Source organism: Acinetobacter sp. ANC_7654, assembly GCF_056779855.1.
Window position 1 is genome coordinate 40869 of the sequence record NZ_JBWYIR010000003.1, and the last position, 15731, is coordinate 56599.

The following is a 15731-nucleotide window of genomic DNA, read 5'->3' on the forward strand; positions in this document are numbered from 1 at the left end:
TCTTGTGATCGTGCAGAAATTATATATATTATCCGATTAAACTTTTTACTTTGAACATTTTAGGAAATTTAGACCATGTTTCATCATGTAGATGCTTATGCAGGTGACCCTATTCTTTCACTTATGGAAGAATATAGTAAAGATGAGCGTACTCAAAAAGTGAATTTGAGTATTGGTCTATATTATAACGAAGACAGTATTGTACCTCAGTTAAATGCGGTCAAAGCTGCGTACAAAAATATTGAACCGAGCAACGATAAAGTTAAACTTTATTTACCAATGGATGGTTTGAAATCTTATAACGAAGCGACTCAAACATTAGTTTTAGGTCCTGATAGTCAAGCACGTAAAGATGGTCGTGCTGTCACGATTCAGACACTTGGTGGCTCAGGCGCACTTAAAGTCGGTGCTGATTTTTTGAAAAAATATTTTCCTGAGTCAGATATCTGGGTAAGTCAGCCAACTTGGGATAATCATATCGCAATTTTTAATGGCGCTGGTATCCAATCTCATTTCTATCCTTATTTTGATGCTGATACAAATGGCGTTAACGTTCCAGCAATGCTTGAGGAATTAAAAACACTAAAAGCAAAAAGTATTGTTTTGCTTCATCCTTGCTGCCATAACCCAACTGGTGCAGATTTAACGCCAGCAGAATGGGATCAAGTGATCGAAGTACTTAAGACGAATGATCTTATTCCATTCCTTGACATCGCTTACCAAGGTTTCGGTAAAGGTCTTGAAGAAGATGCATACCTTATTCGTGCTTTAGATAAATCAGGTATGAATTTCATTGTGAGTAATTCATTCTCAAAAATCTTCTCACTGTATGGTGAGCGTGTCGGCGGCTTAACATTTGTCTGTGATGATCAAGCTACTGCTCAAAAAGTGCTTGGACAATTAAAAGCAACTGTACGCCGTATTTATTCTAGTCCAGCAAGCACAGGTGCATTGTTGGTTGAAAACGTGTTAAACAACGCAGATCTAACTGCTCAATGGCAAGCTGAATTACAAGAAATGCGTGAACGTATTATTAAAATGCGTGAATTGTTAAATGCTAAATTGAGTGCGGCTCTGCCTGAACGTGACTTTAGCTATCTAGTAAAACAACAAGGTATGTTCAGTTATACAGGTTTGACTGGCGAACAAGTGGATATTTTGAAAGATAAATATGGTATTTATTTAGTCCGTAGTGGCCGTATGTGCGCAGCAGGATTAAACTTGAATAATATTGATTATGTGGCTGAATCAATTGCAGAAGTTTTGAAAGCTACCGCTTAAAAACAAAAAACGGGCATATCGCCCGTTTTTTATTGCCCAATTAAAAATGTACAACTGTACGGATTGATTTACCTTCGTGCATTAAGTCAAAGGCTTTATTAATGTCTTCTAGCCCCATAGTATGAGTAACAAAAGGTTCTAATTGAATGTCACCCTTCATCGCATCTTCAACCATTTTTGGTAATTGAGTACGACCTTTTACACCACCAAATGCTGTACCCATCCATTTACGTCCAGTCACTAATTGGAATGGACGAGTTGAGATTTCTTGACCTGCACCAGCCACACCGATAATGACAGATTGCCCCCAACCACGGTGTGCACATTCAAGCGCTGAGCGCATTACGTTTGTATTACCGATACACTCAAATGAATGATCAACACCCCAGCCAGTCATCTCTACAATGACTTGTTGAATAGGTTGATCATAGTCCTGAGGATTGAGGAAATCTGTAGCACCAAACTGCTCAGCCAATTTAAATTTTTCTGGATTAGTATCCACTACAATAATTCGGCCAGCTTTGGCTTGTTTAGCACCTTGAACAACTGCTAAACCAATACCACCTAAACCGAACACAGCAACAGTATCACCTTCCTGTACTTTTGCAGTATTGTGAACCGCACCAATACCAGTCGTCACGCCACAACCCAATAAACAAACGTGTTCAGGGTTTGCTTCAGGATTAATTTTTGCTAACGATACTTCGGCAACAACTGTGTATTCACTGAATGTTGAACACCCCATATAATGGTAAATAGGTTCGCCGTTATAAGAGAATCGAGTCGTTCCATCAGGCATAACACCTTTACCTTGAGTGGCACGTACAGAGACACATAAGTTTGTTTTATTTGATTTACAGAACAAACATTCGCCACATTCTGCAGTATAAAGTGGAATGACATGATCACCTGGTTTTACACTGGTCACGCCTTCACCAACTTCAACCACAATACCTGCACCTTCGTGACCAAGTACCGCAGGGAATACGCCCTCTGGGTCTTCACCAGAAAGTGTAAATGCATCTGTATGACAAACACCTGTATGCGTAATTTTCACCAATACTTCACCAGCTTGTGGTGGAGCAACATCTAATTCAACAATTTGTAATGGCTGACCTGGACCGAATGCCACCGCTGCACGAGATTTCATGATGAAAACTTCCTTTGTAAATTAAGATTTAAAAGATAAGTTACAGTAACCGCTTTTGATAAAAACATTCAACTATTTGATTGATGATATTATAGCCATACAACTGAACAATAAGATTTAGGAACGACAGCTTTGATGCTTATGTTGCGACATATATTGTGTTTACTCACATTCTTTATTTTAACTGGATGTAATTTGGCGATGAATACAAGTATAAAACAAGCCCCAATCCAACCTCATACCACACTTTGGCTCAGCAATACACCAGAAACAAGACGCAATATTGAACAAGGTTTAACCGCATTTTTACCACTTCATGATCCTTTTATGAGTATGGCCTCACGTGTTCACTTAATACGTGAAGCGCAACATACGATAGACTTACAGTACTATATCTGGGAAAATGATGTGATTGGTCAGCATTTATTGTCTGACCTACTTAAAGCAGCTGATCGAAATGTGAAGGTTCGACTGTTAATTGATGATCAAAATGGCACTCAACTAGACTCGACCTTAAGCGCATTGTCTGAACATCCTAATATCGAAATTAAGCTATTCAATCCCTACAAATTTCGCAGCTTTAGAGTTTTGGATTACGTGTTTCGCTTTAATAAAGTCAATCATAGAATGCATAACAAACTGATTATTGCTGACGGAGCGATTGCTGTTACTGGGGGGCGTAATATCAGTAATGAATATTTTGATGCCAGTGACAATTTTCAATTCGCGGATATGGATATTTTATTTGCAGGTCAATCAGTTTCAGCTGCAAACACGGTGTTTCACCAATTTTGGAATGATGAGCTGAGTTATGATATTCAGCAAATAATTCCTGAGTCTCAAAAAGAATTAGCGCATTTAAGATCGCATTATTCAACCAAGCAAAATTTTCAAGGTGCTGAAACTAAAAAACGTATTGATCAAGCAGAACGTTTTTTAGAAGAAAATTTAAAAAAACATCCTATTCGCTGGTCTAAAGCTCATTTTGTTGCAGACAGCCCCAATAAAATCAGAGCGAAAGCTCAATCTCATGAACTGCTGTTTAATCAGTTCAAATCCATTATGGGGAAACCTGCTCAAGAAATAAACTTGGTGTCTGCCTATTTTGTTCCTACTGTTCATGGTGAGTCTTTACTCAAACAATTGAGTGAGCAGAATGTCAAAGTTCGAGTTTTAACAAACTCATATTTGGCAAATGATGTCCCGATTGTTCATGCATTTTATCAAAAATATCGAACCTCACTCTTAAGGTCAGATGTAAAACTTTACGAGTTTAAACCTTATATTGAACGGTCTGATCGGACTTGGTATGAAATTATGACGGGTAATGTTATTCCTGCGAAAGGAAAAAATGCGTCGCGGCTTCATGCTAAATTTTTTACTGTAGATGATAAAGTTTTTATTGGAACATTCAATTTTGATCCACGTTCAGCGTATTTGAATACTGAACTTGGACTGATCATTGAGTCAGCCGATTTTAAAACAGAGATATCTCAATCTTTAGATGAAAATCTTCCCAAAGTTGCCTATCAACTACATTTGGATGCACATCAAAACTTAAGATGGGAAGAACAACGAGGTGAAGAAAAGTTAATACATGATCATGACCCTGAAACGACTCGTTTTCAGAGATTTATGTTCAAGTCTTTGTCCTATCTCCCAATCGAATGGATGATGTAAATTCTTTGTTGTGACTGGTTTGTACAACCAGGATAAATTGCATTATTATTCACGTTTTATTTTTTGAACCCTTGGTTCTACTCTACTCCCATGCAATTTTTTGATCTTAGTCGACAGTATAATCTGAACGACATACTCACCCCTTTTTTATCACTTGAAGATTTATCTCAGCATGAATGGTATTTAGCTAAAATTAGTGTTGATTATGATTGCCTTACTGATGAAGACTTAGTTGAAGGTTCTATCACATTAAAATCTAACCATAATGTTCAAATTGAATTGGCTTGGTTAATTTTAGACAATGGTCATGAGTTACAAGTTTTGTTTAAAGGCATTGAAACCTCTGTCTCAGAACAAACGCTCGTGATTGTGAAGGGTGCCCGCTTAGTTGATGAAGAAGGACAAGAATTATCTGCTCAAGCATTATCTTTATGGATTGATGGTACTCTACTCAATATGCTTCCATATATTCGTAAAGAAATTAAATCACGTTTAAACTTGTGGGATTATGTAGATTATGATGTGTAATAAGCATCTCAATTGACTTTAACAGGTTGTTAAATTAATCCAATTGACTGGAAAAGTTCACGATAGTATTCGGCTTTCTTTTCAAGAGCTAAAGGATAAGCTCTTGAAGAAGATGGCATACGATGAATTCGGATATCTTTGTTATCAAATTGCAGATCCACGATTGTACCCATTTTAACTTTAGTGTGTACAGATGCATTCATTGACTTTAATAAGGTCTCAGTTGCTTTATCACCTGTGGTCATAATATCTCGACAATATGGAATTTTTTTAAGCAATAGAAACATATCTGTCGGTGTAACGATTTCTAGAAATTGATCTGAGGCATTGTCTTTCAAACGCCGTATTTGATAGGCTGTATCAAATATTGCAATGCCCAACTCATTTAGAAAATCTTTCAGCATTTGCTCTTTGAATTGTTTATTTTCACGGTCTAGAAAATAATGCGGGTCTTGAAAAAAGATCAACCCATATATTTTCCACATATCATTTTGAAAATTCGGATAATAAAAATCCATTTTCCATCTTGCTTTCGGCGGAGGAAAACTGCCAAGCATGAGCAAATTGGCTTGTTGAGGTACAAATGGCTCAAGTGGATGTGTTTCGATATCACTCATATCAAATTTCGGTCTAACTTTTCGATCTACAGTGATTTTGAATAATCGAACTAATTTTTTTTGCCCAAAGCTGATAGATTTCTTTACTTGGATGAAATCCATCCTCAGCCATCTTCAAATTGAGTTGTTTATACTCATCCAAATCATATTTAACCAATTCAAATTTTGGTTGTGGTTCAATCCAATTTTCCAATTCAACATTCATTTGATGGGCATATTTTCCAAACAACCAAGCTAAAGGATTTGGTAATGCAGGAAACTCATTCATCGGTGGAACTCCAGTCGCGATAATGAGCTTGGGTGAAAATTTCTCAGCGATCAGTGAATATAATTGTTCTTGTAGGCAGATCCATTTTTGTGGTGAGATGAGCTGTGTTACATCATTGACCCCTATCGAAGTTACTACAATATCAAACTGATCGTTATTAATAGCCTGTATAGTTCGAATTACATCTGAAGTACGATTTCCAGTTTTTGCAATTAATGACCAGCGAATTTGAAAATGATCTCTTAGTTCTTGTAACAATGTTCCGCTTAGCGCATCTTCTTGAAATTGCACACCCACACCAGCAGCAGCTGAATCACCTAAAATTAAAATTGATATTTGAGGGCCATTACCAACCAAACCATTTCTTTCCCCCAAAGCTTCTGCTAAACGAGGTGTATTTTTCTTGACTTGGTAGCCTTGCACAAGTAAAGCTGGAATGAGTGCGATTGTCGCTAATTTAAGAAACATGTATTTGATTTTAGGTTTTGATATTTCCTATTTTAAACGATTTTTTGATATTTTCATTGCTATTTATTATTGAAAATAATTATCATTTACATAATTAATTCAAAGCTAAAATCCATGAATCATCCTATCAAATTTTTTTGTATATTGATGTTAGTGAGTTCCGCAGTAAGTGCTGATCTCTCTGTAAATCATTCATTACAAGTCAGCACTCAATCCTATGCCCCTGTATGTGAGGATATGGATGCTAAAAGTAAGGTGCTTCAACAAATCCAAAAACAGATTCAGATGTATCCTGATCAAAAAAATCATCTCCTCGATCAATTTTGGTCGGAAATTCGTAAAAATCAAACCCCAATAATTGAAGATTTTAATGAAACACACCAACGTGTCATTTATTTATATCGTGGTGCAAAACACAATGTGCGATTAATCGGTGGTCCGAGTAATGATCATGAGTGGTTAACTCGACTTAAAGGTACTGATATTTGGTTTAAAGAAAGTATTGTCGATTCAAGATTTATCGGAAGTTATAGTTTTGCTGTGGATTCACCGAATATCGATGGATATTTATCAAATTACTGTCCACATTTAAACCCAAATTTAAAAGAATCACGAGATCAGCGTCGATCTATTTTAAAGGTACAACAACTCGACCCTTTCAATCCTCATAAGTGGTTTGATTCTAAAAACATTGCCTTAAAAACGAATACCACGCTGAGGAATGAAAATATCGCAAAACTCAGTCGAGCGCCCAATTTTATTGATCCAACTCAAATGGCTGAAAAAAGTGAAAAACAATTAGTTTCATCCGTGTTGAAAAGTAAAGTTTTGGGAAATGATCGTCTTATTCAGATTTATGCAACTCCACCTCAAGTCGGAAAATCATATATCACTCTGATTTTTTTTGATGGTGAGCAATATGCGCATTTAGTTAAAGTTCCCCAGATATTAGATCAGTTGGTTCAACAACAGCAACTCCCACCTATACAGGCTGTTTTTGTTGGACATCCTAATGATCAATTACGTGCTAAAGAACTTAGCCCCAATCCAGAATACACACAGTTTTTTCAAGAAGAATTATTGCCTTGGATCAGTCAACATTTGCCATACCAACGTGATGACAACAAAACAGTCTTATTGGGTTCAAGTTTAGGTGGTCTGAGTTCTGCTTATTTGGCGTTAAAAACATCCAATGATATTAGTCACGTCGTGCCACTTTCTGGTTCATTTTGGTGGAAATCTGATCCAAATGATACAATCAATGGTATGAGTAAACTGATCAGAGCTTCAACATTAGACAATACAAAGAAACTCAATTGGTATATTTCAGCCAATAGCTATGAATATTCGAGACAAAATAATAGCTTAAGCATTCTAGAAACCTCTCCGATTGTCGCTCAGGATTTAGTCGATCAGGGACACAATGTTCACTATCAACAATATATAGGCGGACATTCATATGCCGTTTGGCAAATCGTCATACAAGATGCTTTGAAATATTTCTTTAAAAATAAATCCCACTAAATGTGGGATTTATAAGACGTTCTTTTAACTCAGCTTATTGACGAGCTGAAGCGGTAAAACCTTCATTGCAAAACCCAATGGCAACCATGGCCACTTTGGTACATATGCTTTGACTGGTTGCTTTTCGATTGCTTCAGCTAATAGTCGTGATCCTGTGGCTTGATCGACCTCAAAAGGTAATTTTCCAGCACCTTCATTAATTTCAGTTCGAATGTAACCAGGATAAATCGTTGAAACTTTAATTGGTGTTCCAATAAGTTCAGCTCGAATCCCTTCGGCTAAATGCGCAATTCCCGCTTTACTGGCAGCATAAGCTGTAAGATGTTTTGGCATACCACGCAAAGCACTCATCGACGAAATTACAACTAAATGTCCTGAATTTTGAGATCTAAAAATTTCGACCGCTGCTTCACATTGTGCCATCGCAGAAATAAAATTAGTTTCAACTGTTGCTTTATTAATCGCAAAATTACCTTTACCGATACGACGTCCTTCGCCCACACCAGCATTGACTATCACTCGATCGATAGTGCCTAGCTCATCTTTAAACTCTTTAAATACACTGAAGACTTGCTCATCATCCGTGACATCCAATACCTTCGCACTTACTTTTACCTGATAGCGTTGTTCTATTTCATCTTTTAAAGCATACAACCTTTCTAAACGACGTGCACAGATCGCTAGGTTATATCCTTTTTTTGCAAACTCTTGTGCCATCCCAGCACCGATACCTGAGCTTGCACCTGTAATTAATATAGTTTTGTTCATTCCATTTTCTCTCTATGGCATATAGCCTTGATCAAATCCAAGTGAGCAAATCACGATCTTGTTCTTTTAAATAATGATGTTCATTTAAACTGAGTAATTGTGGTTCTGTACCAACCAATCTTAAGGTGGTAAAACTGGTATTGGTGATTGCCCAGTTCAATGCAAAAGTTTTGTCTGCACTTAAACCAAGTAAATGCCCTGCAACAACAGATATAACACCACCAGACGTATAAACCACGGCATAGCGAGGTTTTTCTGTTTCAAGTTGTATACATAGTTTGTTCAAGCCTTGAAGTACTCTTTGCTGAAATTGAGGCCAGCTTTCATCATAATCATGATGATGATCCCCCTTAGTCCAACGTTGAATTGCACCTTCAAAAATTTTTCCTAAATAGGCACGAGGATCTACCGCTTGACCAACATCTTTTTTAAGTAATGCAGGATCTGCAAAACGTGGTTCATATTTTGCAAACACTTGTTGATGATTGAACTCGTTCCAATGTGGATCGATATCAATATGACTGTCAGGAAAACACTCATTCAAAGAGATATCCGCCGTCTGCTGATGACGTTTCATCGAGCCAGCTAATACATAGGGCTGCTCTTGTATTAACTTTTGAAAATATTGCCCCAACACACGTGCTTGAACTTCACCTTTCTGAGAAAGCTGATCATAACTTTCAGCACCAAATGAAGCTTGACCATGTCTGACCAAATATATTGTCGTCATCTTGGCAGAATATCCTGTAATTTTGCGAGATAAGTTTTTGCAATTTCATTCGCTTCAAGCTTTTGTATACCTATGAGTTTTAAAGCACGAATATGTAATGCATGAATCACAATCCAAAAATCCTTAAATGCAGGATTATCCGTTTGTTTATGGTAATAACGATAATAAATTTGTTGTGCTATGACCGCTAATCTAAAGATCCCAAAAACTTCATAGAACGTCCAGTTAGATGGCTTTAGTCCTGTTTTTTCTAGGTAATAATCCACAACTTCTTTACGTGTAAACATGCCTTTAAGATGTGTAGGTTGTCGACGTGTCGATTTAAAGATCATATTGTCGTTTTCTTCAACCCAATATGCTAAGGCTGATCCTAAATCCATAAGTGGATCACCAATTGTCGCCATTTCCCAATCCAACACCCCGATGACCTCAGTAGGCTGTTGAGGATTCAAAATGACATTATCAAAACGCCAATCGTTGTGAATAATACAGTTGGTTGAATCCTCAGGAATATTGTCTTTAAGCCAATTTCGTACAAACTTAAAGGTCGGCACATTGATGGTATGGGCTTTGTCGTAGCGACTGTCCCAACCTTCGACCTGACGACGGCAGTAACCCTCACCTTTTCCAATTTGCTCAAGTGCTGTTCCTTGATAAGGAACTTGGTGCAATTCAATCAATTTATCTAAAACATTTATACAAAGCTGATGCACATCAAATTCAGTGAGTTTTAGTTCTGGTGGAAGCTTTGCCCTTGGTATAATTCCCTCGATTCGCTGCATCACATAAAAATCGCATCCGAGTACAGATTCATCCTGACATAATGCCAGCATTTTGGGCACGACTGGATATAGATCTTTTAAAGCTTTCTGAACATTATGTTCTCGAACCATATCATGAGCAGATTTGGCTTTGGTTCCTGCGGGTGGTCTTCTTAATATCAGATCTGCATTGCTATATTTGAGCCGGTATGTCCAGTTTGAAGCTCCACCAGAATATTGTGTAACTTCTACAGGCTCAATCACTTCCACGCCATTTTGATTTAACCAGTTTGTGACTGAAACGATATCGAGCTCTTCACCACGTCTGACTTGCCCTGCTGTATCTATAACTGACATATTTCTTCCTTAAATCGAGTGCTCATCTTATTGAGAATGACGAGTTGAAAAACCACGTTTCGCAAGTTCCAATTTTGCAATCATGCCTTTATGCACCTCATCTGGCCCATCTGCCAAACGTAATGCACGCGCTTGTGCAAAAAAACCTGTCAATGGCGTATCTCTAGATAGACCTGCACCGCCGTGAATTTGCATTGCCATATCGACAACTTTTTCCAAAACACTAGGTGCAACGACTTTAATTGCAGAGATTTCAGTGAGTGCAGCCATATTGCCCAGTTTATCCATTTTATATGCCGCATATAAGGTCAAAAGACGTGCTTGATCGATGGCAACACGTGCTTCCGCGACTCTTTCCAAATTACCACCAAGTTTCAAAATTTCCTTGCCGAATGCTTTTCTTTGCATTCCACGATCAATCATTAATTCCAATGATTTCTCAGCAGCCCCGATACAACGCATGCAATGATGAATACGTCCTGGACCAAGTCGCCCCTGTGCAATCTCAAACCCTTGACCTGCTCCACCAATAAAATGAGTGACTGGAACACGAACATTATTAAAGGTTACTTCTCCATGACCGTGTGGCGCATCATAATCACCAAATACAGGTAACATTCTTTCAATTTTCACGCCCTCAGTTTCAACTGGAACTAAAACCATTGAATGTTGTTGATGTCGACCTTTATTTGCGTCTGGTGTATGTGCCATAAATATAATGAGTTTTGCATTAGGATCGCCTAAGCCTGACGACCACCATTTGCGTCCATTTAAAACAATTTCGTCTCCCTCAATTACAGCAGTGGCTTGCATATTCGTTGCATCTGAAGAAGCAACTTCTGGTTCAGTCATGCAAAATACGGATCGAATTTTTCCGTCTAAAAGAGGTTTTAACCATTGCTCTTTTTGTTGTGCTGAGCCATAACGCCAAATTAACTCCATATTACCGCTATCTGGCGCATTACAATTGAAAACTGTAGGAGCCAATAAATTACGGCCAGTTAACTCAGCAATGTGTGCATATTCTTGAACTGTTAAACCTTGACCAAATTCTGGGTCTGGTAAAAAAAGATTCCACAGATTTTGTGATTTAGCTTTTTGTTTGAGTACTTCAAGTTCTGCTGGCCACGTCCATGATGTCCAATCATCACTTGGATTTAATTGATGAACTTTATGCCAAAATTCTTGTTCTATAGGCTCTATTTCGTCTTGAATAAAGCGTTGTGCTAAATCGTAAAAGTGTTTAGCTTTTTCCGTTAATTCAAACATTAATCCCTCAAACTATATTCTCGTCACGCTTTACATCAACATAGCTTGAAATCTACTATGAATAAAATGATTTATTTAAATATTACTTTATGAATAGAATTCATCAGGAATCTGTGGACCTGAGCGCTTTTTCACACATTGATATCAATCTATATCCATTATTTATTGCGATATACGAACATCAAAGTATCAGCAAAGCCGCAAATTTGATGTGTATTACACAATCTGCAGCCAGTCATGCTTTACAGCGATTAAGACTACAATTGAAAGATGATCTTTTTATCCGAAGTGGTATAAAGATGGTTGCGACACCCTTTTCACATCAAATTTATCCACGAATAAAAGAAACATTAATCGCAATTCAGCATATCTCGACTCATCATATATCTTTTGATCCACTGACGATTCAATCTATTCGTATAGCAATTCATGATGAAATTGAGCCTTTAATTTTTCCGCAGTTAATTCGTCATTTTCGTGATTTAGGACTAGCGACACGGTTTCAAAGTATCAAGTTAGATCGAACTAACTGGACAAAAGATTTATTATCACAGCAACTTGATTTAGTGGTCGATCTTCAACAGAAAGTTGATGAGAAAATTTATTTTAACGCTTTAGTGAATGATCGCTTTGTCATATGTGGTTTGACAACCATCGAAAATTTAGAACAATACAAACATGCCCAACATATTGGTGTTTCATCAAGGCATTCTGGTGTGCTTATTGAAGATTTACATTTTAAAAAGTTGAATATTCAACGTGATATTTTTTTACGCTGTCAACATTACTCAACAGCACTACAAATTTTGAAGGAGTATCCTGACACATTGTTAACCTTACCTTTTAGTATTTTAAAAAATTTGAAATTACCTCAAGATTTAAAAATTTCTGAACTCCCTGTTGAATTTCCTTTAATGAAAATGGGAATTTATTGGAATTCACAATTAGCATCACATCAAAAGTTTCAGTATTTAATTTCAGAAATTAATAAAATTTTTGCTTAGGCTATTTGTGGCGGTGATAGATGATAAAACTTAGGCTATTTAGTTGAAAATCTGTGTGAACACCATCTGTTCAATATTGAATCAAACACTCACTTCGAGTTGATTTATCATATTAAGGCTTGTTTTCTCTTGTGTTTTCTATGTTTGATCAACTCCCTGCATCATGGCTTATTGGGCTAGGTGCGATTTTATGCTTATTACTTCTTATCATTTTTAGACAAGTAAGAATTTATCTTCTTCAAGTATTTAAACCTTTTAAAAAAGGAAAAACTTATTGGTGCCGTGTTACAGCGGTGAGTGATGGTGACACCCTCTCCTGCCATCGTTTGAATTTAAGGCGTTCTAAAACTAAATTACGCTTTGCTTTTGTAGATGCGCCTGAATCTAATCAAAGTTACGGGCTTGAATCCCAACGCTTAGTTAAGAAAATGGTTCAAGGTAAAATTGTTCGTGTAAAAATCACGGATATAGATCGTTATGGACGTTGCGTGGGTGTGGTCTACCGCTATCGCAAGAATATGAATGAAGAATTAGTGAGGCGTGGTGGTGCGTGGGTTTACGAAGAATACATACGTGATCCAAAGCAATTAAAATATATGATCTCGCTACAAGATAATGCAAAACGCAATAAACGAGGTCTCTGGCGCGGGACCCGTCCTATTCGACCAAGTACTTTTAGAAAACAAAAAAACTAATATTTTCAGTACCCTGATTATCAATAAGTGCATTACGCTTGATTCGTCTAATAATTGAGCGTAAATTCAAGCCAACAAACTAGTTAGCTTGGTTAACTATATGCAAAACTCTCCCAAATTCCGTGTCGTATTGCTGCGAAGTGCGCGACTCTTTAGTGACCGTTTAAATGATATCTTGGCTCAATACCAACTGAACTATTCAATGTGGCAGTTGATTTATCATATCTATGATCATGACTCCATCACTTCAATTGATTTGGCTCATGAACTCAATGTTTCGAAACCATCAATTGCAAAACGCATTAATACTTTACATAAATTAGATGTTATTCAGTTTTTAGAATCATCTGATAAACGCCAAAAATTAATTCAATTAACCGAAAAAGGTAGAGATCTTTATCAAATTTGTACAATTCAGATTGATCAATTTGAACAACAGTTTTTGAATCAAGTAAATCCTGAAGACATTGCTCAAAGTGCTGAGACTCTTCAACTGTTTTTGTCTATTTTAGAGCGTGATAAAAGCTTAAATATTGTGGAGGAGTTATGAGTATTTCCTCAAATCAGGTTGATCAGCCTCTTTGGACACGTAATTTTATTTTGGTCAGTTTAATTAACTTTCAATTGGTACTGACTTTTTATCTTCTTGTTATTGTCATTGTGGGATTTTCGATAGCAGAACTTGGAGCGACGACGGCGCAGGCTGGTTTAGTATCAGGACTTTTTATTGTGGGTACACTGATTGGTCGTTTATTGGTGGCTAAATTCCTCGTTAAATTCGGTTCTAAAGTCACCATGCTGGTCGGACTCACTGGATTTCTGATATTTTCAGGCTTTTATTTTCTCCATTTAGAGGTTGGAACTTTATTAATCGTTCGATTCTTGCATGGCTTTATGATGGGGGTTGCCTCCACCGTATTTGGCACAATTATCGCTCAAATTATTCCAGCAACTCGTCGTGGTGAAGGTATAGGTTACTACAGTATGAGTAGTACTTTAGGAACTGCAATTGGACCATTTTTGGCAATCTGGCTAATGCTTCATGTCAGTTACAACATTATTTTTTCCCTATCTTCAATCCTTGCGGTTTTATGTTTAATTACAGCATTATTTATTCAAGTTCCTCAATTGCATCAGGTTTCGTCTATACCTGATCAGGCACATACTCAAAATAGTTTTCTATCTCAGTATATTGAAAAGAGCGCCTTACCCATTGCTCTGATCATGTTGGTAAGCTCCCTCTTCTACTCTGGTGTTCTATCGTTTATTAACTTTTATGCCAAAGAAATCGATCTGGTTGAAGCAGCATCGTTTTTCTTTCTCATTTATGCGTTAACAATTCTGCTCTCTCGTCCTATTACAGGACCACTGATGGATAAGAAAGGCGAAAATATAATTATGTATCCGGCCTTTCTCATTATGGCACTTGCATTCTTCTTGTTGAGCCAAGCTAACAGTTCGGGTCTTTTGTTGATTTGCGCAGGATTATTAGGTTTAGGATACGGTAATATCCAATCAATTTGCCAAACAATAGCAGTAAAAAGTACTAGTTTGGAACGAATGGGATTTGCAACCTCAACTTATTTTATCTTTTTAGATGCAGGTTTGGGATTCGGTCCTTATTTCTTAGGTTTAGCTTTAGATTTGATCAGTTACCAACAACTCTATTTATATAGTGCTATGGGTACTTTATTTTGCATTGTCTTATATTATGTATTACATGGGAATAAAGTTAGAAATGTGAATATTGCTTAGGCTATTTATGGGTTTAAAAAAAGCACTCCAATGAGTGCTTTTCCATATTTTATTTAAACATTTTAAAACGTGTGGCGTCGTCAATATAGCCTTTATCGAAAGCCTCTCCTTCTTTAGATCCAAATACCAATTGTGCGCGTAGTTTCCACGAAGCCGGTACAGCCCATTCAGATTGGACTTGATCATCTACAATCGGATTATAATGTTGAAGGTTTGCACCTAAACCTTCTGTATGTAAAGCTGTCCAAACCGCAAACTGTGCCATTGCTGTTGAATGTTCCGCCCAAATTGGGAAGTTTTCCGCATACGAAGGATATTTCTCTTGTAAGTCAGTGATTGTATCCATTTCTTCGAAAAATAATACAGTGCCTACGCCTGCAGCAAAGCTATCCATTTTTGCAGAAGTTTTTGCTGCACTCGCCTCGTCCTTCGCATATGACTTTAGCTTCTCTTTCACAAAGCCCCAAAACTTTTCATGTTCAGCGTTAAATAAAATCACCGCACGTGAAGATTGAGAGTTAAAAGATGATGGGCTTTGTTTAATCGCATTCTGAATAAGATCTGTTAAGTACTCAGGAGATTGTTCAACTGCTTTTCCTAAAGCATAAATCGTACGGCGTTTTTGAATTAAATCTAAAAATTGATTCGACATTTTCTGAAATCCTTTGGTATTTCCTCGGGGAAATACGATACTCTGACCTTTAATTCTTTAGAAATACTTAACCAAAGATTAAATATTCAACAAATCAAATATGTTGTAGTGTTACATTAAGCATTTATCAGACCAACATCTATCCATTTTGAACCCTAATTCGAAGATTTGATTTTATTCGTATTTTTTTTACCCAATAGTAAAAAGCCCTCCATGATAGAGGG

At 37.0% G+C, this 15731-nt stretch carries 16 protein-coding genes; 8 read left to right on the forward strand and 8 right to left on the reverse strand.

What is annotated here, in order from left to right; all coding sequences use genetic code 11:
• The first annotated feature begins 75 nt into the window (after positions 1-75).
• On the forward strand, positions 76-1281 hold the full coding sequence (locus AC1M86_RS04425; RefSeq protein ID WP_481607337.1) for an amino acid aminotransferase: 1206 nt from the start codon (positions 76-78) through the stop codon (positions 1279-1281).
• 40 nt (positions 1282-1321) lie between these two features.
• Here the strand turns inward: AC1M86_RS04425 and AC1M86_RS04430 are convergent, their stop codons facing one another.
• Positions 1322-2431: an S-(hydroxymethyl)glutathione dehydrogenase/class III alcohol dehydrogenase gene (locus AC1M86_RS04430; RefSeq protein ID WP_481607338.1), complete on the reverse strand. Its 1110-nt coding sequence runs from the start codon at positions 2429-2431 to the stop codon at positions 1322-1324.
• Positions 2432-2632: 201 nt separating this feature from the next.
• Between AC1M86_RS04430 and AC1M86_RS04435 the strand changes: the two genes are divergently transcribed.
• Together AC1M86_RS04435 and AC1M86_RS04440 are read left to right on the forward strand one after the other, a co-directional pair.
• On the forward strand, positions 2633-4111 hold the full coding sequence (locus tag AC1M86_RS04435) for a phospholipase D family protein (RefSeq protein ID WP_481607339.1): 1479 nt from the start codon (positions 2633-2635) through the stop codon (positions 4109-4111).
• 90 nt (positions 4112-4201) lie between these two features.
• Entirely contained in the window at positions 4202-4639 is a 438-nt protein-coding gene (locus AC1M86_RS04440) for a hypothetical protein (RefSeq protein WP_481607340.1), read from the forward strand.
• A 29-nt stretch (positions 4640-4668) separates the two neighbouring features.
• Here the strand turns inward: AC1M86_RS04440 and AC1M86_RS04445 are convergent, their stop codons facing one another.
• Both AC1M86_RS04445 and AC1M86_RS04450 read right to left on the reverse strand, forming a co-directional pair.
• Entirely contained in the window at positions 4669-5256 is a 588-nt protein-coding gene (locus tag AC1M86_RS04445) for a uracil-DNA glycosylase family protein (RefSeq protein WP_481607341.1), read from the reverse strand.
• Positions 5257-5269: 13 nt separating this feature from the next.
• Positions 5270-5992: an SGNH/GDSL hydrolase family protein gene (locus AC1M86_RS04450; RefSeq protein ID WP_481587907.1), complete on the reverse strand. Its 723-nt coding sequence runs from the start codon at positions 5990-5992 to the stop codon at positions 5270-5272.
• Positions 5993-6139: 147 nt separating this feature from the next.
• Between AC1M86_RS04450 and AC1M86_RS04455 the strand changes: the two genes are divergently transcribed.
• Positions 6140-7516, forward strand: coding sequence for an alpha/beta hydrolase-fold protein (locus AC1M86_RS04455; RefSeq protein ID WP_481607342.1), 1377 nt, complete (start codon positions 6140-6142; stop codon positions 7514-7516).
• Between the two features lie 24 nt (positions 7517-7540).
• Here AC1M86_RS04455 and AC1M86_RS04460 read toward each other — a convergent pair whose 3' ends face one another.
• Genes AC1M86_RS04460 through AC1M86_RS04475 form a run of 4 tightly spaced genes read right to left on the reverse strand, consistent with a single transcriptional unit; the run spans position 7541 to position 11401 of the window.
• Entirely contained in the window at positions 7541-8284 is a 744-nt protein-coding gene (locus tag AC1M86_RS04460; RefSeq protein WP_481607343.1) for an SDR family oxidoreductase, read from the reverse strand.
• A gap of 31 nt (positions 8285-8315) precedes the next feature.
• On the reverse strand, positions 8316-9014 hold the full coding sequence (locus tag AC1M86_RS04465) for a histidine phosphatase family protein (protein WP_035267788.1): 699 nt from the start codon (positions 9012-9014) through the stop codon (positions 8316-8318).
• A complete protein-coding gene (locus AC1M86_RS04470; protein WP_180027838.1) occupies positions 9011-10132 on the reverse strand; it encodes a phosphotransferase family protein in 1122 nt (373 codons plus the stop codon). The genes AC1M86_RS04465 and AC1M86_RS04470 overlap by 4 nt, the downstream gene beginning before the upstream one ends.
• 27 nt (positions 10133-10159) lie before the next feature.
• A complete protein-coding gene (locus tag AC1M86_RS04475) occupies positions 10160-11401 on the reverse strand; it encodes an acyl-CoA dehydrogenase family protein (protein WP_481607344.1) in 1242 nt (413 codons plus the stop codon).
• Positions 11402-11490: 89 nt separating this feature from the next.
• On the opposite strand from AC1M86_RS04475, the gene AC1M86_RS04480 reads away from it, so the two are divergent.
• The 4 genes from AC1M86_RS04480 to AC1M86_RS04495 all read left to right on the forward strand — a co-directional run bounded on the left by AC1M86_RS04480 (position 11491) and on the right by AC1M86_RS04495 (position 14855).
• A complete protein-coding gene (locus AC1M86_RS04480) occupies positions 11491-12405 on the forward strand; it encodes a LysR family transcriptional regulator (protein WP_481607345.1) in 915 nt (304 codons plus the stop codon).
• Positions 12406-12545: 140 nt separating this feature from the next.
• Positions 12546-13100, forward strand: coding sequence for a thermonuclease family protein (locus tag AC1M86_RS04485; RefSeq protein ID WP_481607346.1), 555 nt, complete (start codon positions 12546-12548; stop codon positions 13098-13100).
• 100 nt (positions 13101-13200) lie between these two features.
• A complete protein-coding gene (locus AC1M86_RS04490) occupies positions 13201-13650 on the forward strand; it encodes a MarR family winged helix-turn-helix transcriptional regulator (protein WP_481590973.1) in 450 nt (149 codons plus the stop codon).
• Positions 13647-14855 (forward strand): MFS transporter, encoded by a 1209-nt coding sequence (locus tag AC1M86_RS04495; protein ID WP_481607347.1) that lies wholly within the window; start codon positions 13647-13649, stop codon positions 14853-14855. Before AC1M86_RS04490 ends, AC1M86_RS04495 begins: the two co-directional genes overlap by 4 nt.
• A gap of 49 nt (positions 14856-14904) precedes the next feature.
• Here AC1M86_RS04495 and AC1M86_RS04500 read toward each other — a convergent pair whose 3' ends face one another.
• A complete protein-coding gene (locus tag AC1M86_RS04500; RefSeq protein WP_481597086.1) occupies positions 14905-15507 on the reverse strand; it encodes a nitroreductase family protein in 603 nt (200 codons plus the stop codon).
• Between the last annotated feature and the right edge of the window lie 224 nt (positions 15508-15731).

Excerpts from the sequence above, each read along its gene's own strand:
- AC1M86_RS04485 (WP_481607346.1), top strand. The coding sequence starts at position 12,546 with ATGTTTGATCAACTCCCTGCATCATGGCTTATTGGGCTAGGTGCGATT.
- AC1M86_RS04460 (WP_481607343.1), bottom strand. The coding sequence starts at position 8,284 with ATGAACAAAACTATATTAATTACAGGTGCAAGCTCAGGTATCGGTGCT.
- AC1M86_RS04465 (WP_035267788.1), bottom strand. The coding sequence starts at position 9,014 with ATGACGACAATATATTTGGTCAGACATGGTCAAGCTTCATTTGGTGCT.
- AC1M86_RS04425 (WP_481607337.1), top strand. The coding sequence starts at position 76 with ATGTTTCATCATGTAGATGCTTATGCAGGTGACCCTATTCTTTCACTT.
- AC1M86_RS04455 (WP_481607342.1), top strand. The coding sequence starts at position 6,140 with ATGTTAGTGAGTTCCGCAGTAAGTGCTGATCTCTCTGTAAATCATTCA.
- AC1M86_RS04470 (WP_180027838.1), bottom strand. The coding sequence starts at position 10,132 with ATGTCAGTTATAGATACAGCAGGGCAAGTCAGACGTGGTGAAGAGCTC.
- AC1M86_RS04435 (WP_481607339.1), top strand. The coding sequence starts at position 2,633 with ATGAATACAAGTATAAAACAAGCCCCAATCCAACCTCATACCACACTT.
- AC1M86_RS04500 (WP_481597086.1), bottom strand. The coding sequence starts at position 15,507 with ATGTCGAATCAATTTTTAGATTTAATTCAAAAACGCCGTACGATTTAT.
- AC1M86_RS04445 (WP_481607341.1), bottom strand. The coding sequence starts at position 5,256 with ATGAGTGATATCGAAACACATCCACTTGAGCCATTTGTACCTCAACAA.
- AC1M86_RS04475 (WP_481607344.1), bottom strand. The coding sequence starts at position 11,401 with ATGTTTGAATTAACGGAAAAAGCTAAACACTTTTACGATTTAGCACAA.
- AC1M86_RS04490 (WP_481590973.1), top strand. The coding sequence starts at position 13,201 with ATGCAAAACTCTCCCAAATTCCGTGTCGTATTGCTGCGAAGTGCGCGA.
- AC1M86_RS04480 (WP_481607345.1), top strand. The coding sequence starts at position 11,491 with ATGAATAGAATTCATCAGGAATCTGTGGACCTGAGCGCTTTTTCACAC.
- AC1M86_RS04440 (WP_481607340.1), top strand. The coding sequence starts at position 4,202 with ATGCAATTTTTTGATCTTAGTCGACAGTATAATCTGAACGACATACTC.
- AC1M86_RS04450 (WP_481587907.1), bottom strand. The coding sequence starts at position 5,992 with ATGTTTCTTAAATTAGCGACAATCGCACTCATTCCAGCTTTACTTGTG.
- AC1M86_RS04430 (WP_481607338.1), bottom strand. The coding sequence starts at position 2,431 with ATGAAATCTCGTGCAGCGGTGGCATTCGGTCCAGGTCAGCCATTACAA.
- AC1M86_RS04495 (WP_481607347.1), top strand. The coding sequence starts at position 13,647 with ATGAGTATTTCCTCAAATCAGGTTGATCAGCCTCTTTGGACACGTAAT.